The 21,162-nt window shown below is 49.0% G+C and carries 16 protein-coding genes and 1 pseudogene; 10 read left to right on the top strand and 7 right to left on the bottom strand.

The window, feature by feature from the left end; all coding sequences use genetic code 11:
- From E1919_RS19725 to E1919_RS19710, 4 genes are all read right to left on the bottom strand, one after another.
- The coding region (locus tag E1919_RS19725) for an IS3 family transposase (protein WP_162055137.1) at positions 1-451 on the bottom strand (451 nt) is incomplete at its 3' end.
- A 17-nt stretch (positions 452-468) separates the two neighbouring features.
- A complete protein-coding gene (locus tag E1919_RS19720) occupies positions 469-753 on the bottom strand; it encodes a transposase (RefSeq protein ID WP_162055136.1) in 285 nt (94 codons plus the stop codon).
- Positions 754-824: 71 nt separating this feature from the next.
- Positions 825-971 (bottom strand): hypothetical protein, encoded by a 147-nt coding sequence (locus tag E1919_RS19715; RefSeq protein WP_162055135.1) that lies wholly within the window; start codon positions 969-971, stop codon positions 825-827.
- Between the two features lie 306 nt (positions 972-1,277).
- On the bottom strand, positions 1,278-1,421 hold the full coding sequence (locus E1919_RS19710; RefSeq protein WP_162055134.1) for a hypothetical protein: 144 nt from the start codon (positions 1,419-1,421) through the stop codon (positions 1,278-1,280).
- Between the two features lie 942 nt (positions 1,422-2,363).
- On the opposite strand from E1919_RS19710, the gene E1919_RS19705 reads away from it, so the two are divergent.
- The 3 genes from E1919_RS19705 to E1919_RS19695 all read left to right on the top strand — a co-directional run bounded on the left by E1919_RS19705 (position 2,364) and on the right by E1919_RS19695 (position 5,164).
- Complete coding sequence (locus E1919_RS19705; RefSeq protein ID WP_162055133.1) at positions 2,364-3,449, top strand: Gfo/Idh/MocA family protein; 1,086 nt, start codon at positions 2,364-2,366, stop codon at positions 3,447-3,449.
- A 37-nt stretch (positions 3,450-3,486) separates the two neighbouring features.
- Positions 3,487-4,455: an ROK family protein gene (locus E1919_RS19700; RefSeq protein ID WP_202915948.1), complete on the top strand. Its 969-nt coding sequence runs from the start codon at positions 3,487-3,489 to the stop codon at positions 4,453-4,455.
- 394 nt (positions 4,456-4,849) lie between these two features.
- Positions 4,850-5,164 carry a hypothetical protein gene (locus E1919_RS19695; protein ID WP_162055132.1) on the top strand — a complete coding sequence of 105 codons (315 nt, stop codon included), beginning with the start codon at positions 4,850-4,852 and terminating at the stop codon, positions 5,162-5,164.
- A gap of 124 nt (positions 5,165-5,288) precedes the next feature.
- Here E1919_RS19695 and E1919_RS19690 read toward each other — a convergent pair whose 3' ends face one another.
- Entirely contained in the window at positions 5,289-5,657 is a 369-nt protein-coding gene (locus tag E1919_RS19690; RefSeq protein ID WP_162055131.1) for a hypothetical protein, read from the bottom strand.
- Positions 5,658-5,855: 198 nt separating this feature from the next.
- Positions 5,856-5,960, bottom strand: a pseudogene (locus tag E1919_RS19685) (helix-turn-helix domain-containing protein); the annotation flags it as partial.
- Between the two features lie 258 nt (positions 5,961-6,218).
- Here E1919_RS19685 and E1919_RS19680 point away from each other — a divergent pair.
- The 7 genes from E1919_RS19680 to E1919_RS27640 all read left to right on the top strand — a co-directional run bounded on the left by E1919_RS19680 (position 6,219) and on the right by E1919_RS27640 (position 20,039).
- Entirely contained in the window at positions 6,219-7,748 is a 1,530-nt protein-coding gene (locus E1919_RS19680) for a sodium:solute symporter (RefSeq protein ID WP_162055130.1), read from the top strand.
- Positions 7,749-7,763: 15 nt separating this feature from the next.
- A complete protein-coding gene (locus E1919_RS19675) occupies positions 7,764-10,649 on the top strand; it encodes an FAD-binding and (Fe-S)-binding domain-containing protein (protein ID WP_162055129.1) in 2,886 nt (961 codons plus the stop codon).
- Positions 10,650-11,542: 893 nt separating this feature from the next.
- Positions 11,543-15,145, top strand: a complete 3,603-nt coding sequence (locus E1919_RS19670) for a PVC-type heme-binding CxxCH protein (RefSeq protein WP_162055128.1) — start codon at positions 11,543-11,545, stop codon at positions 15,143-15,145.
- Between the two features lie 73 nt (positions 15,146-15,218).
- Positions 15,219-16,133, top strand: coding sequence for a sugar phosphate isomerase/epimerase family protein (locus tag E1919_RS19665; protein WP_162055127.1), 915 nt, complete (start codon positions 15,219-15,221; stop codon positions 16,131-16,133).
- Positions 16,134-16,164: 31 nt separating this feature from the next.
- Entirely contained in the window at positions 16,165-17,301 is a 1,137-nt protein-coding gene (locus tag E1919_RS19660; protein ID WP_162055126.1) for a Gfo/Idh/MocA family protein, read from the top strand.
- A 480-nt stretch (positions 17,302-17,781) separates the two neighbouring features.
- Positions 17,782-19,464 carry a GH39 family glycosyl hydrolase gene (locus E1919_RS19655; RefSeq protein WP_237144661.1) on the top strand — a complete coding sequence of 561 codons (1,683 nt, stop codon included), beginning with the start codon at positions 17,782-17,784 and terminating at the stop codon, positions 19,462-19,464.
- A gap of 338 nt (positions 19,465-19,802) precedes the next feature.
- The gene (locus E1919_RS27640) at positions 19,803-20,039 is read left to right on the top strand and encodes a RagB/SusD family nutrient uptake outer membrane protein (RefSeq protein ID WP_237144659.1); all 237 of its coding nucleotides are present in this window, start codon (positions 19,803-19,805) and stop codon (positions 20,037-20,039) included.
- A 116-nt stretch (positions 20,040-20,155) separates the two neighbouring features.
- Here the strand turns inward: E1919_RS27640 and E1919_RS19645 are convergent, their stop codons facing one another.
- A complete protein-coding gene (locus E1919_RS19645; RefSeq protein ID WP_162055124.1) occupies positions 20,156-21,049 on the bottom strand; it encodes an AraC family transcriptional regulator in 894 nt (297 codons plus the stop codon).
- Positions 21,050-21,162: the final 113 nt, after the last annotated feature.

Here is a 21,162-nt window from a genome sequence, read left to right as displayed (position 1 = left end):
TGTTGGACAGGCCCCAGCCGACCACATAGCGGCTATACACATCGATGACGGCCGTCAGGTACATAAACCCCTTCTCCAGCGGGATATAGGTGATGCCCACCTCCCAAACCTGGTTTGGGTGCGCTATCTCCAGGCCCCGCAGCAGGTAAGGGCGGATATACTCAGCCTGGCCCAGCCGGCTCAGGTTCCTTTTGGGGTAGATGGCCTCCAGGCCCATGAGCCTCAAGAGCCTTCTGACCCGCTTGTGATTCACCCCATACCCTTCATCCCGCAAGTAATCCTGCATCTGCAGCACCCCGTGCGTGGGCTTGTCCAGGTAACGCTCGTCCATCAGGCGCATGATCGCCAGGTTCTCCTCACTCTCCTGAGCCGGCGCGTAGTAGAGGCCGCTGCGGTGGATGCCCAGCAAGTCACACTGGGTCCGGACGCTGAGCTGGCCCGTCGGCTCCACCAGCTTTCTCAGCTCTGTTAGAGTCCGAGCCTCCCTAAGCTTTTTTTTAGGAACTCTTTCTCCAACTCCAGCCTGCCGATGCGGGCATAGAGCTTCTCGGTGTCAGGCTCCTGTGAAGGCCCCTTCTCCTTTTCAAAAACTGCCGCAGAGTTCTCCACAAACTCCTGCTTCCATTTGCTGATCATCTTCGGGTGCACCTCGAAGCGTTTGGACAGCTCCGCCAGGCTCTCCCGATCTTTGAGAGCCTCCAGGGCTACCTTGGCCTTGAAGGCCGCGCTGAATTTTCTTCTTTTCCCTTTCATTGTTTCACTAAGTTAAAAGTTATACCTCAATTAAAATAGTGGACCTAAATCAAGGGAGTATTATAGCCTACCTACTGTATCCTGCTGCTCTCCGTGTGTTTTGTAGAAGTGTGTGTGTTGTAGAAGTCTATCAAAGCATCTTCCACATGCTGAGCTGAAGCGTTTACCTGCTCCTGCTGCTCTACCATCTGAGACATACTCCAGACAAGGACAATCACAAAGCTCCCGTAGATGATTAAACGGGGGTGTTCTTTCTGTAAAACTTCTGCCGGAATGTGATTCCGTCGTATGGTTTCATGCTGTCAGGTACGGCGTGAGAATCGTTATTTTCTAAATATAGCCTTCATTTTCTGACAATCAACACAATCTTTACCTTATATCTTGCCTTACGCTCCAACTCCTGTACGGCCATGTGAACCTACACCATCCGGAGTTATTACACTTGGCGTGTGGTTATCATACTTCTTCAGGGGGATGGTATAGATCTGATAACCGTTGTGGACGGTCTTAGTCCAATGCTTCGCCTAGATTTCTCGCATGTTGCTGAACTCACCATCATAGGCTATCAACTTAAATTTATCGATACACTGCTGCTTTACTCTTTTAAACTCCCAGCAGTCGAGGAACCCCATCAGCGCGAAGCCGGTGTTTAGGTCAACATACTCCATATGCTACAAGCCAGCTCTTGAAACTTTTCCTCTTTAAACTCTATATCTTCTCCGTTGCGCTGGAATCTGCACCAGTTCTTGTTACGCATGTTCAGGTCTATCAGCATGGTGCAAAGATAAAGGCAAAATCGGTACTAAAGTGCATGAGTTGTATAAGCTGCGTTACACTATATGTTATACCAATTCTTAAAAACCGCCTACATGTAGTGTATAGGCTTCTTTTAGGAAGGTAGTTAATCCCTGCATCTACACATAGTACAATAAAAAAATCCTGTGTTTCTGATTGATACACAGGGGTTTTATTTAATAATACCTTTTCCTATACAACAGATTGCTAAAATATTGTACACACTCTCGGGGTTATTGTAGTGATATTTTCTAAGATTCTTAGTTTTGCTTAATAGTTGTGGATATAGCTTAGCTGACACAGACATGCACAAATAAAACGCTTCTTGGCTTTGTGAGGCGAGTAAGAATCAGGTAGCTGCGGCACCCAAAACTAAAACAGCAGAAGAGGCAGTGTTTGGGTCTAGTTATGTATACAGAAGTGGCCTTTCGTCTAGCATCTTGATTAGGTTTGCAGCCTTATCCACATGTTTGTGACTTTACTTTAGGAGTATTACATGTGCTAAATACGATGCCTGATACCCATAACTTTAGTTATCTGCAGTGCCTTCTGCCGTGCAGGTATACTGTAAAGTACAAGCCCGAAGACGACCAGCAACATACCCATATTCCCAACCCAATTAGGCCACGGAATACTTAGCAGCAGTATTTGGCTCATTTTCCTTTTATATCATGCTGCCACAGTAGAAACAGGAGCTATTCGTCAGGACAAAAGTTGGGTTTGATACCTAATTCTACCGTTACTGCAGGGTTTGCTGTTACCTCATTAATTTATTTGTCCTATATTTACCTTACTGTACAGGAAAATAGCAGGCCATGAAAATTTACCTTATTACCCTTCTATGTGTTCTGTTTCTCACACAAAGCTTTGCCCAAGCGCCGGTGAGAGTTGCTGTAGCAGGTCTGAGTCATGGTCATGTGGACTGGATTTTCAACAGGGCTGATAAAAAGGATATCGTTTTGGTAGGGATCTACGAGCCTAATCAGGAGTTAGCGGATAAGTATGCGAAGCGATATAAGCTAAACCAAGGTCTGTTTTTTAGTGACCTGAACAGAATGCTCGACCAGGCAAAACCGGAAGCTGTTTCTACCTTCGGAGCAACCAGTGAGCATATTGCCGTGGTAAGGGCATGTGCTCCGAGGAAAATTCATGTGATGGTGGAAAAACCACTTGCTACCACCTTCGCTGATGCAAAAGAAATCCAATCCCTTGCATCGAAGTACTCCATTCATGTGCTTACAAATTTTGAAACGTCCTGGTATGCGAGCAATCAGTATGTTAATGATTTGGTTGAGGAGGGGAGGTTGGGAGAGGTGCGGAAAGTTATGGTAAATGACGGGCACCAGGGGCCAAAGGAAATCGGGGTCAGTAAAGAGTTTCTTGACATTCTAACGGACCCTCAGAAGAATGGGGCAGGGGCCTTGATGGATTTCGGGTGTTATGGTGCAAACCTGATGACATGGCTTATGAAAGGAGAAAGACCGGTTTCTGTAACAGCGGTAGTCCATCAGAATAAGCCTGGCATTTACAAAGAAGTGGATGATGAAGCGTCCCTCATCTTGCAATATCCCAAAGCCCAATGCATCATTCAGGGCTCCTGGAACTGGCCTTTCTCCAGAAAGGATATGGAGGTTTATGGAGAGAAAGGCTATGCTGTTGCCGTAGATGCAACAACAGTTCGTCAGCGTCTGAGTGAGAAGTCACCTGAAGCGGTATTGAAGCTGGAGCCACGCCCTGAACCCTATGCCGACCCGTTTTCTTTACTGGCGTCTGTAGTAAGTGGCAGGCTGACGCTGGGTGATAACGACCTCTATGGACTGCCCGTCAATGTTACTGCCGTAGAAATATTAGAGGCAGCTAAAGAGTCAGCAGAATTAAATAAAACAGTATTTTTGAAATAAACATTAAGAAGTTGCAGCTAGCATCAATATTAAATTAATGAACAATAACTTACAACAATACGCCATAGGTGTGGATATTGGGGGTACCAACACCAAATACGGCATCGTAAACCACCGCGGAGATATTACCCACAGCGGCAGAATGTCTACCAGCAAATACGAAACAGCAGAAGCGTTCGTAGATGCCTTATACGCTGTTTTCTCTCCGATCATTGATGAGGTAGGTAAGGAAAACATCAAAGGAATTGGTATTGGAGCTCCCAATGCTAACTACTTCACCGGTTCTATTGAGTACTCTCCTAATTTGAACTGGAAAGGCGTTGTTCCTTTCGCCAGTATGATTAGCGAACAGTTTGGCTTGCCGTGTTCCATCACCAATGATGCTAATGCCGCTGCAGTAGGCGAAATGATGTATGGCGCGGCAAGAGGCATGAAAGACTTTATTGTTATTACCCTGGGTACCGGAGTGGGCAGTGGCATTGTATCTGGCGGGCAATTGATTTATGGACATGATGGCTTTGCCGGTGAATTGGGCCATACCATTATACGCCCCGGCGGAAGGGAGCATTGGTCTACCGGAGTGCTTGGTACTTTGGAGGCTTATGCTTCGGCCACAGGCATAACCCTTACGGCAAGGGAAATGATGGCAGAAACAGGCAGGGAAAGCTTGTTGCAACAATACCCCCTAGAGGCTATTGACTCTAAAGCAGTATATGAATGTGCCATGCAAGGCGATGAAGTAGCAAAAGAAGTCTATCGCTTTACCGGCCAGATACTGGGTGAAGCACTGGCCAATTTTGTGATGTTTTCATCCCCGGAAGCCATTATCCTCTTTGGCGGTGTGACCAAGGCCGGCAACTTAATTATGGACCCCGTGCGGGAACACATGGAAAAGAACCTGCTGGCTGTCTTTAAGAACAAGGTAGCATTAAATTTCAGCGAACTAAAAGAAGCGGATGCTGCTATCCTGGGTGCCAGTGCCCTGGCGTGGGAAATCAGAAATTAATACAGTCATAGCCAAAGGGTCAGAGAACAGAACTTTTCTGGTGTACTGAAATGGGGTGCATTGTAATTCTCTGTTACACAGGCAGGCTCTTTACTGAAGTATAACGATTTCCGGAAGTTACCCGGATTGGCTTAGTCTATGAAATTGAGCGGAGGGTGCTCCTGTAGCCGTATCCTGATGTGATGAACCTGGAGGAATTGATTTCTATCTCAACACATGCAATTTGTTTCATGTAACAAAATGCCTTCTCTTCTGAGAGGGCGTTTTTATTTGTATTCTTTCTATTTTTACTTGTTTCGCAAACAAATATTTATATGGTTGAAAAATATTTAATATAATAAGCTTTCTGTATTGATTTTTATATTATATATTCAGCATATTAACTGAATAAAAAATGGATAGAATAGAAGCAAGCGGCACATTAGCCGAACGGCACCGTCTGACAGAGGGGCAGCGGTTACAGTTAGAAACGGATATCGCGGGTTTGATAAGCCGGGGCAAGGCCACATGGGCCGAGATGGGAAAGCCTAATGCGCTGGTGGAGATGACAGGCAGCCAAAGGCTGAAGGGAAGGTACTTCAATTTCCTGGCATGGTATGACCCCCTGACAAACAGCCTCGACATCAACGAGTTTATTGAGCTATCCCTGAATGAATACCTGGACTTTCTGATCGAGTCTAATGCGGAGGCTGATTGGGTAAATTTTTAACGTTAGCGCAACACAGCGATGAAAGTGACAGTGATTTCTAATCTTGTTGCTTTGGATAAGCTACTGCTTGCCTCCTGATGGCAAGGTGGCATAAGTTTAAGGAAGGTGCTGCCCTTCCTTAAACTTATGCTTCATCCTTAGAAACAATTAACTCTCCGTTAACTTCTGCTATACCATAACCGCCATCCTTCGATGCAATGAGCACTTCGAATCGCTTAAACAAAGAAAAGAACTCATCTTTGCTTATTGCCTCTTCGAAAGACAGCCTTATAATATGATCTCTGTCCTCAGTAGACTTTTGCTTGTCTTTGCAAATTATAAAGCCTGAGAAAGAGCCTTCATGCCCGCCGTTGAATCCAGCCCCGACTGCTTCATATCTTGTTGTATCCACTCTCTTTGATTCTAGAAACTTCTGAAGGTTTGTGTTGTTGCTTATGTCGGCAGCGGCAGAGCCAAAGAAATCATGGTGTTGAACATTTGCTTTCATTATCATACACTTCCTGGTTTATTCTACCTTTTACCGTTGCGCTCAGAAAATTGGTTCATAAAAGCAAGAGCCACCTGCACATAATATACATCACCGTTGCCATGAAGCTGCCGAAGGTATGAGCAGGCGGATATGTTTTCTGTTTTATCTATAGGCCGCTTATCCGGCACCTTCTCTCCAGCAAAACGTAATAATTCCAGTGTCGCCTTGCTCGTAGAGTTGATGGAAACGATAAAAGGAGTCCCTGCTGTAACCCATCTCCTTACATGCTTTGGACACGTTACCAAGCATCTCGGCCAGGTATAGCAAACCTTATTTGTTTTTGATAATTTTGTCTTAAGTGGTCATGATATAATCGGGTTTAGTTAATGAAATGCGTCACACTCAAATTAATCAAACTGTCAGATTGTATCATGACTATTTCACCTTAGGCTTCTTGGGCTAATTTCTAAGGCAGTAGAGTAGGTAAGCCAATTATATCTGTTTATACTTGCTAAAACGTCTGTTACCTGGAACGAACGCTGCCTGCAGCAGGAGTTTCTAATTTCCTTTTGAATAAATAAACCTATGTCTCCAATAGTTCTTCTGTCTTTCCTGATAGGTTATTTTGTCGTGTTGATAGGTATTTCCTACCTCACTTCCAGAGGCGCGTCCGATAACTCCAGCTTTTTTATTGCCAACCGTAATTCCAAATGGTACTTCGTTGCCTTTGGTATGATTGGTACCGCTTTGTCTGGCGTTACCTTTATCTCGGTGCCGGGGGCTGTGGCCAACAGCAGCTTTGGGTATTTTCAGTTTGTGCTGGGCAATGCCGTTGGCTTTGTGCTGATAGCTACTATCCTGCTGCCGCTCTACTACCGCCTAAACTTGATCTCTATCTATACTTACCTGGAGAAACGTCTGGGTTACTGGAGTTATAAGTCCGGCGCCATGATCTTCCTGGTGTCCCGTGTTATTGGATCTGCTTTCAGGCTTTACCTGGTAGCCATTGTATTGCAGAAGTTTATTTTTGATGCCTGGAATGTTCCGTTTGTGGCTACCGTTGCCATCTGCCTGGTGCTTATCTGGCTCTATACCCATCGGGGCGGCCTCAAAACGATTGTTATCACAGATACACTTCAGACTGTTTTCCTGCTCTCCTCGGTGCTTCTGTCTATCTGGTTTATTTCCAGGAGCCTGAACATGAACCTGATGGAAACCTTTGAAGCTGTAAAGGAAAGCTCATACTCTAAGATGTTTTTCTGGGAAGACTTTATGGGGAACAAAACCCATTTCCTGAAGCATTTCTTCGGGGGCATTTTCGTGACAATCGCCATGACCGGGCTGGACCAGGACCTAATGCAAAAGAACCTGAGCTGCAAAAATATCCGCGAAGCCCAAATGAATATGCTGACGTTCACGGTGGTGTTCGTCTTCATCAACATCTTTTTCCTGAGCGTAGGCGCACTCCTCTACCAGTATGCAGGAGCCAATGGTATTGATGTTACTGCCCTTAGAACACCCGATCACCTGTTCCCGGAAATCGCGCTGAACCACTTGAACATCATCCCGGCCATTGTTTTCATGCTGGGCTTAACTGCTGCAACCTTTGCTACCACGGACTCTGCCTTAACGGCTTTAACAACCTCTTTCTGTGTCGATTTTTTGGGTTTTGATAAAAAAGAAGATAAAAATGATGCAGGTTTGATTCGTACCCGGCACATTGTGCACGTGGCTTTCTCTGTTATCATGCTTTTGGTGATTCTTGTTTTCCGGGTGATAAACGACGACTCGGTCGTCAATGCAATCTTCAGGGCAGCCGGCTATACGTATGGTCCGCTGCTCGGGCTGTTTGCTTTCGGAATGGCAAACAAGCGGTCAGTGAAAGACAGGTTCGTGCCCTTTATCTGCCTTATTTCCCCTGCTATCACGTATGTCATCGATAGTAACTCCGTTGCCTGGACAGGCTATGCCTTGGGCTTTGAGCTTATAATATTGAACGCGGCCATTACGTTTATACTATTGCTCATCACCAGCAAGCCGGGCAGCGTGGGCCTGACCGAGATGCTGCTAAACGTAGATGAACAAGGCGCAAAACAAAAACAAACAACCTATTAATCTTTACCTTCCTTTATGAAGATAGATAAGCTTTTGGAAACTATTCTGCCAAAAGCGCGGATTAAATCACGGCTCATCGATGTCGTGTCTTACGCTTCTGATGCGGGCTTTTATTATCTGAGGCCAGAAGCTGTGGTGCAGCCTGTTTCGGAGGAAGAGGTAAGGGCCCTTTTTGCACTTTCTCATCAACACAAAATACCAGTTACCTTTCGTGCGGCTGGCACAAGCCTTTCTGGCCAGTCTATAACAGATGGTATACTGGTTGACCTGAGCCAGTTCTGGAATAAGGTGGTGGTGGAGGAAGAGGGCGCGCTGGTGCGGGTGCAGCCTGGTGTGATAGGGGCTATTGTAAACGCGTTCCTGCGGAAGTATAAACAAAAGATTGGCCCGGACCCTGCCAGTATCAATTCTGCCATGATGGGCGGCATCCTGTCGAACAACGCCAGTGGTATGTGCTGTGGCGTGAGCAAGAACTCTTACCATACCACCAGGTATATCCGGTTTATGCTGCCGAACGGCAACGCCTTCTCCACCGAAGCAGCCGCGGATTACGACCGGTTCGGCACCGAGTGCCCGGAGCTGTACCGGCAGCTTCAGGCGTTGCGGGACCAGGTGAGAAACAGCCCCACACTGCACGAGATTATCCGGCACAAGTATAAAACCAAAAACACGGTTGGCTATTCCGTAAATGCTTTTATTGATTATGAACATCCGCTGGATATTCTGGCGCATCTTTTAATTGGTGCCGAAGGTACGCTGGGTTTTATCTCAGAAGCCGTTCTGCGCACAGTGCCGGATTACCCGGCCAAGTCTACTGCCCTGATGTACTTCCCTGATATTTACGCGGCATGCCAGGCGATTGTGCCTCTGACAGTATCCGGAGCGGAAGCGGTAGAGTTGATGGACAGAGCTTCGCTGCGGTCGGTAGAGCACATGGCAGGCGTGCCAGCAGAGATAAGTACGTTGCCTGAAACGGCGGCTGCCCTGCTGGTGGAATACCAAGGAAACAACCAGGAGGAGGTGCAGGAAAAGATAGCTGTTTTTATCTCAGTTTCCCCGGAGCTTTCGCTGCTGAACCAGCCTGTGTTTACTGTGGATCCCAGTGAGCAGGCGCTTTTATGGAAAGTGCGTAAAGGCATGTTCCCGGCGGTGGGAGCTGTCAGAGCAAGCGGCACAACCGTTATACTCGAAGACATTGCTTTCCCGGTTGAAAAGCTCGGCGATGCCATTCTGGACCTGCAGGCGCTCTTTAAGGTGCATGGGTATGACAAAGCCATCATCTTCGGCCACGCCAAAGACGGCAACATCCATTTTGTGGTCACCCAGGCATTCGACACGCCAGCCGAAATTGAGCGGTATGACCGCTTCCTGCAGGAGGTTGTGGCCCTGGTGGTGAAGAAATATAACGGTGCTTTAAAGGCAGAACATGGCACAGGCCGTAACATGGCTCCTTTTGTGGAGACAGAGTGGGGGAGTGAGGTGTATCAAATCATGAAAACGCTCAAGCAGATCATTGATCCTGATAATCTGCTTAACCCTGGTGTGATAATCAACCACGACAAAAACGCACACATCCAAAACCTAAAAGACCTGCCCAAGGTGGAGCCGGAAGTGGATAAGTGTATGGAATGCGGCTTCTGCGAGCATAAATGCCCCAGCCGGAACATAACCCTTACGCCCAGGAGAAGGATTGTTGTCAGGAGAGAGCTGCTGAAGCTGAAGAGGCAGGGAGATAAAAAGCAGCATAAAGAACTTCTGCAGCAGTACCAGTACGACGGGCTGGACACCTGCGCCGTGGACGGCTTATGCGCCACCGCCTGCCCCGTCGACATCAACACAGGCGACCTGGTAAAGCGGCTTCGGAGGGAGAACCACAGCGATTTTGCGAATAACGTGGCGCTGCTGGTGGCTAAAAACTTTAAACCCATAACCTGGGTGGTTAAAGTTGGGTTACAGGCAGGTGCCGGAGTCAACAAACTGCTGGGGGCGCATACGCTGGCAAAGCTGACAAAGGGCGTAAAAGACGTGCTTCCTGCTTTCCCGCTGTGGTCAGACCAACTCGCTCCTGCTCCGGACATAGCAGCGCATATTGCCAAAGCAGCTGGCTCAAAAGCACATGCTGCGGTCGTGTATTTCCCTACCTGCATTTCCCGGACCATGGGAAACTCAGAAGGAAACAAAAAAAGTATTGTGGAGACGTTCAGCAGTGTGTCAGAGAAAGCGGGTATCCGCTTCCTGATTCCACAGAATATAAATGGGGGCTGCTGCGGCCAGATTTTTTCCTCTAAAGGGTATAGCAAAGCCTATACGTTCACAGTGAACGACACCATTGAAAAGGTGTGGCAGTGGACGGATGCCGGAAGGCTGCCGCTTGTGCTGGATATAACGTCCTGCACGCATACCCTGCAAAACTGCCGGCCAGCGCTTTCGCCGGAAAACCAGCAAAAGTTCGACGCGCTCCGAATCATCGACAGCATTGACTATATAGCCGATTTTCTGCTGCCGCAGGCTAAAGCGCTAAAAAAGAAAGGACGGGTGGTGTTGCATCCGGTTTGCTCGCTGCAGAAGATGGGGCTGGAGGCAAAGTTCGTGAATATCGCAAAGCAACTGGCGCAGGAGGTAACCGTGCCGGTGCAGGCAGGCTGTTGTGGCATGGCCGGCGACAGAGGCTTTTTGGTGCCGGAACTCACACAATCTGCCACCTTCCCGGAAGCGCAGGAAGTAAAGCAGCAAATCTACGACGGCTATTACTCCAGCGCCAGAACCTGCGAGATGGCTATGTCAGAAGCTGTCGGAAATAACTATCAATCCATCCTATACCTGCTGGATGACTGCCTGGCGCATAGCAGCAACGACGTTAGCAGGAGCAGGGTAGAAGGAGGAGCGCCTGTTGTACTGTAGCTTGTAAAGGCAGGGTTGCTCTATTGACCATTCCACTAGCGCAAGTCTTCAAACCTTATCTTGTTCCATAACTTTTCTGCAAACGCATCTCTTCTTGAGAAATTGTCTCCTTGAGGGTAGGGCCGTTTCATTCTAAGAATTTCACTGTCATTCTGTTAAGAAACTTGGTATATATAGAAGACCCCTACCCCCGGGAGGTTAAGCTCTCGCTACTGGCCCACAAGATCCTTTACAGGATGACAAAATGTAGAATGAAACGGCCCTGCCTCCCGTGATTCCTGCGATAAGGAGAACGTGCCCTACCAGACCTTCGGGCAATAGACTGCGCCTCGGCCTGCTCCATGTATTTCATCTGGCACTTCCAGTAACTTGGTCTTCCTCAGGATGCTTATTTCGAAGCCAGTAGCAAAGGGCTTTGGCCTTGTCCTGGAGCTATTGTTAATATAGTATTGGTATTTGCTAATTCTGAAGAGGCAAAGGATAAGTGTATTTATTACGTTTGCGTAAGGAGCTTTCAATGAAATTGATTATATTTCAGTTATAGTTTTATTCTGGAGGCAGAGCATCTTACTTAAAATACTGTTGGCTATAGACTGAGGGAGTTATTTATTGGAGAATTGAGCAGTTTGTCTCGCTTCTTTAACCCTTAGATTAAGGTCTTTAAGTCCAGATAATTTTAGAAATCACATTAATGACCCATTATACGGAGTGATTAATCACTGCTACTAATCATGGCTAATGCCAACAGCTATAGCTAAGAAGTCATAAAGAAATCAGCAAAGCCTTTAAAGGCGCTTTAGATTCTGATTAGTATGTTTTCCTTAATGTGTTTTTATACTTATAGTGCTAATAGAAGTCAGAGATTTATAAAAAGTAATAATAGGAACGCTTATATGAAGAAGTTACTGTGCATTATTGTTGTCTATAGTTTGGTGATAGGTGGTTGTTCCCAGAGGGCGCAGACGGGGCAGAGCGCTCAATCCGAAGCTCCAGCCAAGAGAATCGATATCCTTTTCCTGGGACACGAGAGCAGGCACCACGATTCCGAAAAGTTTTTCCCGATGCTGGCGCTTCCCTTATTCCAGGAGGGCATCAGCCTGCACTACACAGCAGACCCGGATGACCTGACGGCAGAGAACCTGGAGGACTACGACGGCCTGATGATCTACGCCAACCACGAGGAAATCACTCCGGAGCAGGAGCAGGCGGTGAAAGGATTTGTGGAAGGAGGCAAAGCACTTATCCCGATTCACAGCGCCACTTATATGTTCAGGAACTCCGACTGGTACGTTAACGCAGTGGGTGGGCAGTTCAAGTCACATAAGGTGGGCACCTTTACAGCCCCCATCGTAAAGCCGGAGCATCCTGTGATGCAGGGGCTCTCAGATTTCGAGACTTGGGACGAAACCTATGTGCATCATAAGATAAACCCGGACATGACGGTGCTGATGGAGCGCGTGGAGGGAGACCACCGTGAGCCGTGGACATGGGTTAGAGAGCAAGGCGAGGGAAAGGTATTTTACACCGCCTACGGACATGACGAGCGGACGTGGAACAATCCCGGTTTCCACAAACTCGTGGCAAGCGGCGTGAAGTGGGCCGTTAGCGACGAGGCAAAAGACCGGTTGGCGCGGCTAAATATTCCTACCCCCAACTTTGAAGATGCAGATATCCCTAACTACGAAAAACGCGATCCGGCTCCCCGGTTCCAGCACGCGCTTTCGCCGGAAGAATCCCAGAAGCTGATAAAGGTTCCGGTTGATTTTGAGTTGCAGCTCTTTGCCTCTGAGCCGGACATCATCAATCCTATCGCCATGGCCTGGGACGAGAGAGGGCGATTATGGGTGATAGAAACAGTTGATTACCCGAACGAAGTTAGAACGGATGACAATACAGGCGATGACCGCATAAAAATACTGGAAGACACAGACGGCGACGGCAAAGCAGACAAGTTTACTGTTTTCGCGGATGGCCTGAACATCCCTACCAGCCTTACATTTGCCAACGGTGGTGTGATCATCTCCATGGCTCCCAACTTTGTCTTTCTGAAAGACACCGATGGGGATGACAAGGCTGATGTAAAGGAAAACATCATCACAGGTTGGGGCAAGACGGATACACACGCAGGTCCCTCCAACCTGAAGTATGGCCTGGACAACAAAGTATGGGGTGTGGTAGGTTACGCTGGTTACAACGGAACGGTAAACGGCAAAGACCTGGCTTTCAGCCAGGCCCTCTACCGCTTCGACCCGGATGGTGAGAATCTAGAGGCCTTGGGCAGAACCACGAACAACACCTGGGGCCTTGGCTTCTCCGAAGAGTTTGATGTGTTCGTGTCCACTGCCAACGGCTTGCACAGCGCTTACTTCGCTATGCCGAACCAATATGCCAAGCGGGCAATGGCTGGTGGTTCCGGCAACACGGTTTACCGTATCGACACACACTACGACATGCCGCACATTACACCATACCTGCGCCAGGTAGACTACCACGGCGGGTACACGGCTGCGGCGGGACACAACATCTATACTGCCAGAGACTATCCAAAGTCCTTCTGGAACAGCGTGGGCCTTGTAACTGAACCGACCGGGCGCGTGCTGCACAAGGCGGTACTGAGCCGAAAAGGTGCCGGTTATATAGAAAAAAACGGTTTCAATTTACTTTCAAGCTCGGATGAGTGGTTTGCCCCTGTGCATGCAGAGGTGGGACCGGACGGTGCCATCTGGGTGGCAGACTGGTACAACTTCATTATCCAGCACAACCCGACACCGCGCGGCTTCGAGAACGGGGAGGGCAACGCCTACGTGAACCCATGGCGCGACAAGCAGCACGGCCGCATCTATCGGCTGGTATATAAAGGCGCGAAGCCTCATGAGCCAATGCAACTGAGTGCCAGCAATGCAGAAGGACTGGTGGCAGCATTAAGCAACGACAATATGTTCTGGCGCACAACAGCGCAGCGCCTGATTGTAGAGAACCAGAAGACGGAAGTTATACCAAGCCTGTATGCCCTAATCAACGACCAAAGCGTAGACGAGATTGGCCTTAACAGCCCTGCTGTACACGCACTGTGGACGCTGCACGGCTTGGGTGCCCTGGACGGTTCTAATGCTCAGGCGCTGGAGGTGGTGACCAAGGCACTGTCTCACCCGGCTGCCGGTGTGCGGAAAAACGCGGTGCAGGTGCTGCCGAGAAATGAGAACACCCTGGCCGCCATCCAGAATGCAAATCTAATCAATGACAAGGATCTGAAGACACGAATGGCCGCCGTACTGGCCATTGCCGACATGCCTGCCTCTCCTGAATTAGGAAAGCTGGTGTACGAGGAAAGCCAAAAGCCTGAGAACGCAGAGGATGAATACCTGCCGCAGGCGTTCTTCGCCGCTGCGCTTGCCCATCAGCAAGGATTCATGGCAGCGGCCCCTACCAACCTTTCCCTTGAAAGACCCGATTCTGTACTGACACTCTCAGAGCGCCTCGTTAAAAGTATGGGGCAGGAGCAGTACAGACTGGACAGGTGGACTCCTATTCTGTTCCCTCCGGATGTGACCGGAAAGGAAATCACGGTGCGCGCTTCCATAGGGGCTTCAGACGATGGCTTTGAGGGCGTGGTAATGTCTCATGGCGACAAAGACGCCGGGTATAGCCTGTACGTGCAGGACAACAAGTTACACTGGTTAGTGAAGCAGAACGGAAAGGCTTACAAGGCAACTTCCACGACAGCCTTGCCCACCGAAAGATTTGATGCGGTAGCCAGGTTGTCTTCCGGAGGCCTGATGACTATCAATGTAAACGATCAAACCGTGGCCGAAGCCCAGGCCCCATCTCTTTTCACTGAGCCACTGGCAACGGAAGAAGTACGTGTAGGCCGTGATGTAAGAGAAGGAGAAAACAAAGTAGGCGACTATCCGGACAGGTTTTATTTCAAAGGCCAGTTAAGGAGAGATGCCAGCCTGGAACTCAAGAAACCTACTGAAACTACAAGGGCAAAAGGCAACTCTACTGTGGCTGCGGTAACCAGAGACAGAAATGTGAGGGCGATTGCTCCCAACACCAAGCCTGCAACAAAAACGGCCGCCGCAAAGCCTGCTGCCAAACCTACTGAAAAAGGGGCAACCATCAACATCAAGGTGGTGGAGCACGAAATGAAGTTCGACAAGGAGTCTTTCACTGTGAAGGCAGGCCAGAAGATAACGCTTCATTTCTCCAACCCTGATTTCATGCAGCACAATTTCCTGGTTATTATGCCAGGTACGCTGGAGAAGGTTGGTAAGGCCGCCGATGCGTTGGCTCGCGATCCGAAGGGAGCTGCGAAGAACTACATCCCGAATATGACAGAGGTAATCGTTGCCACGCCGTTAGTGGACCCGCAGGGAAGGGAAACGCTGGTGTTCACGGCCCCTGATAAGCCGGGCGAGTATCCCTTTGTGTGTACTGTACCAGGCCACTGGCGCCTGATGAACGGCATCATGAAAGTAGAGGCAAGTAATCTGTAGCAAGTAAAATAATGTAGTGGGGGGGGAGTAAGAAATATTACTCCCCCCCACTAACAGCAAAAAGGAAAAATCAATGAGTTTGAAAGACATAAAATTCGGCGTCAGCACCTGGCTCTGGACCTCGCCCTTCAGCACCGAGACCGTCTCCCTCTTCCCGAAGATAAAGGAGATGGGCTACGATGTGGTGGAGATACCGGTGGAGGACCCGGCCCTGCTGGACGTAGAGAAGGTGAAGCAGGCGCTGGCGGAGAACGGGCTGCGGCCGGTTATCTGCGGCGCCTTCGGCCCCAGCCGCGACCTGACCCACGAGGACCCCACCTACCACCAGACCAGCTTTGACTACATAGAGGCCTGTATGGACATCTGCGTGGAGTTAGGGGCCAGCTTCCTGGCCGGGCCGATGTACTCTGCTGTGGGCAAGGCTCGTTTGGTGTCCCCGGAGCAGAAGAAAGCAGAGTGGGAGCGGGCGGTGACGAACCTGCGCAAGGTATGCGACATGGCGGAGGAACGCGGGCTGAAAATTGCTCTCGAGCCCCTGAACCGCTTTGAGTCGGACCTTGTGAATACGGCCGAGGATGTGATGCGCCTGGTGCGGGACATCGACCACCCGGCCGCCAACGTGCTGCTCGACGGCTTCCACATGAACATCGAGGAGCCCGACATTGAGCGGGCCATCCGCCTTGCCGGCGATAAACTCATCCACCTGCAGGTCTCGGAGAACTACCGGGGCACACCCGGCACGGGCCAGACCCGCTGGGACGCTTATAAGCGTGGGCTGGAGGCGATAAACTATAAAGGCGCCGTCTCCATTGAGAGCTTCACCCCAGAGGTGAAGGAGCTAGCCGGAGCGGTGTGTATCTGGCGCCCGCTGGTGCCCAGCCAGGACGGCTTCGCCCGTGAGGGGCTGCAATTCCTGCGGCAGTGGGCCGAAGGTGAAGAGAGCGAGCAGCGGAAGAACGCGGAGAAAGCAAGTACCTATACCAAGTAAAGAATCTGATCAACTGTAAAACATATAAACTATGAGCCAAAAGAAGATAAATGTGGCAATCGTTGGGCTGGGCTTTGGGGCCGAGTTCATTCCCATCTACCAGAAGCACCCAAACGCCAACATGTACGCCATCTGCCAGCGCACGCAAAGCAAGGTGGACGAGATAGGAGACGCCTTCGGCATAGAGAAGCGCTACACAGATTACGAGGAGCTGCTAAAGGACCCTAACGTGGACGCCGTGCACATCAACACTCCGATACAGAGCCACGCTGAGCAATCCATCGCCGCCTTGAAGGCGGGCAAGCACGTGGCCTGCACCGTGCCCATGGCCACCACAGTAGAGGAGTGCCGCCAGATAGTGGAGCTGGTGCAGGAGACGGGGCTGACCTACATGATGATGGAGACGGTCATCTACAGCCGCGAGTTCCTGTTTGTGAAGGAGATGTACGAGAAGGGAGACCTGGGCAGAATCCAGTTCCTTAGGGCTTCGCACCAGCAGGAGATGGCCGGCTGGCCGGGCTACTGGGAGGGGCTGCCGCCGATGCACTACGCCACCCACTGCGTGGGGCCGGTGCTGGCCCTGCCGAGGGCGGAGGCCGAGTACGTCTCCTGCCTGGGCTCGGGCAGGATAGACGAGGAGCTGATTCCGAAGTACGGCTCGCCGTTCGCCATCGAGACCTGCCACATCAAGTTCAAAGATTCTGATTTATCCGCTGAGGTGACGCGCTCGCTGTTCAACACGGCGCGGCAGTACCGGGAGAGCTTCGACGTGTACGGCTCGAAGAAGAGCTTTGAGTGGACGCAGATAGAGCACGAGGACAGCGTGATACACACGGGCGAGACGCCTGAGCGGGTGAAGATACCAGACTACGCGCACCTGCTGCCCGAGGAGATACAGCACTTCACGCAGGCCGGGGTGTACGACTCAGACGACAACCAGCACCTGTCCTTCATCCAGGGCGCCGGGCACGGCGGTTCGCACCCGCACCTGGTGCACGAGTTTGTGAGCGCATTGGCAGAGGGGCGGGAGCCTTACCCGAACGCGCGGCAGTCGGCCAACATCACCTGCGTGGGCATCCTGGCGCACGAGTCGGCCATGCAGGGAGGAAAGATCATGCAGATGCCTGACTTCACAATGGAGAAGGCAGGGAATGTCGTCTCCAATTAGAGACGAAGCGAATACTGGTATAGCATTAACAAGAATAGCAGAATAAACAAAAATATCACTTTGTGTTTAGATCACCTGCCATACATCACATTCAAATATAATTACTTTGTTTAAGATGATGTATGGCAGGTGCTATCACACCTCCAACGGTTCTTCTTACCGCGTAGCAAGAACCTGCTGAAGTATTGCCAAATGTTAGAGGTGACAGACGCAGTAAAGATAAAGCAGCTTTGTGTTGACGTTAAGCTAATACAGATTACCTGTAAAATCAGGTTTGGCAATAGGAAAGGCAAATATTCAGGTGCAAACTCTATAGGAAACTGTTATATCACCTGAATTAGGTTGACTGCGAGCAATACAATTAAATTCATAATAATGGGGCAAAAAATAGACGGTAGGTATTTAGCATTTTCTGCTTTCACGCTTCTTTTATGTCAGGTATTCCTGCTTTCAAATGTGCGGGCGCAGCAGGCGGTGGCAATGGCCGAACCAGTTGCTATCCAGATAGACTTTTCTAAAGAAAAAGGAGAGATGAAGCCAATCTGGGCCTGGTGGGGCTATGATGAGCCCAACTATACCTACATGAAAGATGGGAAAAAACTTCTTTCTGAAATTGCCGATTTAAGTCCGGTGCCAGTTTATGTGCGGGCACACAGCCTTCTGGTGACGGACGAGGGACCTCGCGCTGCCCTTAAATGGGGCTCCACCAATGCCTACACAGAAGACAAAAGAGGAAGACCGGTATACGACTGGACCATCATTGATCAAATATTTGACACATATATTGAAAGAGGCATGAAACCCATGGCACAGATAGGTTTCATGCCCAAAGCGCTATCCACGAAGCCTGAGCCCTACCGGCATAATTGGAAGCCAGGTGCTGAATACAGCGATATATACCTCGGCTGGGCTTACCCTCCAAATGATTACAAGAAATGGGCAGAACTGGTTTACCAATGGGTGAGGCATTCCGTGGACCGTTACGGGAAAGAGGAGGTAGAAAGCTGGTACTGGGAACTATGGAATGAGCCAAATATTGGCTACTGGCAGGGAACAACGGAAGAATACATTAAACTATACGATTATACTGCTGATGCGGTAAAACGGGCTTTGCCGACTGCCAGAATTGGCGGACCGGAAACTACCGGACCGGGATGGGATAAGGCAGCCGATTTTCTCAAAACTTTTCTGGATCATGTTGTCAGTGGAAAGAATTATGCCACCGGTAAAACGGGTGCTCCTCTTGATTTCATCACCTTCCATGCCAAGGGAAGTCCAAAAGTGGTGAATGGAGTCGTACAAATGAATATGGGAGCCCAGTTGCGTGACATTGACAAAGGTTTCGAGATAGTGGCCTCCTATCCTCAGTTAAAGAATTTGCCTATTGTTATCGGAGAATCTGATCCTGAAGGATGCGCTGCCTGTTCAGAGGCAGACTATCCACATAACGCTTACCGTAACGGGACGATGTACTCCAGCTATACAGCGGCTTCTTTTGCAAGGAAATACGAGCTGGCTGATCACCACGGTGTCAACCTGCTTGGGGCAGTAACCTGGGGATTTGAATTTGAGGACCAGCCATGGTTTGCAGGCTTTCGGGATATGGCCACTAATGGCGTGGACAAGCCGGTCTTGAATGTGTTCAGGATGTTTGGCATGATGCAGGGAAACAGAGTGGAAGTGAGCAGTAATAAAACAGCAGCGCCAGCCAACGGTAATCTAACTGCAAGTGCAAATAAGAACAGTGGGTTAGCTTACGATTTCAAGGAGGTTCGTGACTCAAGTGTAAGAGGAGAAAGAACAGATATAAATGCCCTTGCTGCCAAAGATAAAAATTCCGCCACCGTCATGGTATGGAATTATCACGATGATAATGTGGAAGCACCTGCCTCGCCAGTGGAAGTGAGCATGAAAGGTCTTCCATCGGGCCAGGTATTGCTGCATCATTACCGCATTGATAAGGAAAACAGTAATTCTTATGAGGTCTGGAAAAAAATGGGATCGCCTCAAAAACCAAGCGCTGAACAAATAGCAGAACTTGAAAAAGCGGGACAATTAAAATTGCTGACTTCGCCTCAGTGGGTAAAGGCAAAAGATGGAGAAGCTACCATACAAATGCTGCTACCCCGACAGGGAGTGTCATTGCTGAGGCTAACCTGGTAAATTTGCTACTGTGGTTTCATATGTTTTAGATGATACAAAGAACCGGACAGAAGCAGGGAACAATTTAAAATTAGACCCTCCATGAGCAGCGACCATCTTATGAGTGGCCACTGCTCATTTTTTTATGCTTTTACCTCGAAAAACTCTTTATCTATCAGCGTTGCATCAGTACTGCTGCTGAAAAACAAGTAGCATGTAACCCATGCGAAAACTTATCAACTTTATCTCTGTATAATGCACCTAAGAATGATTTAATAGAATTTTCAATCCCTAGGATTCTCCCCTCCTGCATAAAAACTGCGTCTTCAGGACTACTCTCAAAGCAAGATAATCATAGTGTGTGCATTATTGCCTTACATTTTATTTCAGACACTGTATGGAATGCAAAAACAATAGACAAGCACCGCTTTACTGTGCTGGGTGGCTACAGCTGGCAGGACCTGATTCGCTTCGGGGTATTTACAACAAAAGCGTGGTTCAACCACAGACCAAGTGAACCTTACAAGATTCTGTTCCCGATACCAGAGGCTGAACGAAACACCAACCCGAACCTGAAACAAAATCCAGGATATTAAAGCATCATGTTAATTTGTGAGATTGATTCTGCTCGCTGGTGCCTCCTTTCGCAAAGGAGGTAAAACGGCGAGCAGTTTTTCTTTATAGAGGCTTCTTCTTCAGGCAACACAATAAATTAAACCAGGGGCAGCGGAGATGAATACTTCTCCCTGTACAGCTTCACATACTCTGAGGGGGTGTAGGAGGTAATGTCCTTGAACTGGCGATTGAAGTAGGAAATATTGTCAAATCCGCACTCAAAGGCTGTCTCCCGAATATTCCATTTGTCCTCTATCAGCAGCCGGCAAGCGTGGCCGATGCGAATTTCGTTCAGGAAGCTGGAGAAGGTCTTACGGGTGTGCTGTTTAAAATAGCGGCAGAAGGCATTAACACTCATATTGGCAATATTAGCGGCCTCCTGCAGTTTCACCTCTTCCGAGAAGTTATTCATAATGTATTTGAACACATCATTGATCTTCTTGCTGTCTGTGTCATTCTGAGGTCCGTCGAAGCCGACGGAGGAGAGTGGCTCCAGTTCCTTAGACAACGATAGCAGGTTGAGGATATTGAAAAGCTGAATGAATCTGTCGAAGCCTTCCAGGTGGAGCATCTGCTGGACTAAGGCAGTTACTTTCTTCTTTGTTTCGCCCTTGATATGAATGCCCCGCTTGCTGCTGAGTAGCAGTTTATGAATAGGGAAGACTTCAGGTAAAGAAAGGAAAGCCTCTCCGAATGATTCTACTTGGAAAAACAAGGAGATATTCCGGGCCTGAAGGCCAGCGTCTTCCTCATAATACTTTTTGTCGTTACGGAACACGTGCGGAAGATTAGGGCCCAGGAGCAGGATATCCCCTGAACTGAAGCTGCCAATGCTGTCGCCGATAAACCGGGTTCCTGAGCCCTCGCAGATAAACATAATCTGTACTTCGGGGTGGAAGTGAAGGTTATCGTAAAAATGAGGCTGTTCCTCATACTGCACGCGTATGGTTTCGCCTGAAGTTTTTGGTATTTGAAAGTATACAGGTTTCATAGTCCCAGTTTGCTGATCCACAACAATGTTACCCATAAGTTAAGCATAAAACAGGCTAGGGTGGTAGTATAGTGTTACGAAAGGGTGAAATAGAGGAAATAAAAAAAGTGTAT

Source organism: Pontibacter pamirensis (assembly GCF_010015475.1).
GTDB classification, from domain to species: Bacteria; Bacteroidota; Bacteroidia; order Cytophagales; family Hymenobacteraceae; genus Pontibacter; species Pontibacter pamirensis.
This window is presented reverse-complemented; position numbering and strand designations above follow the sequence as displayed.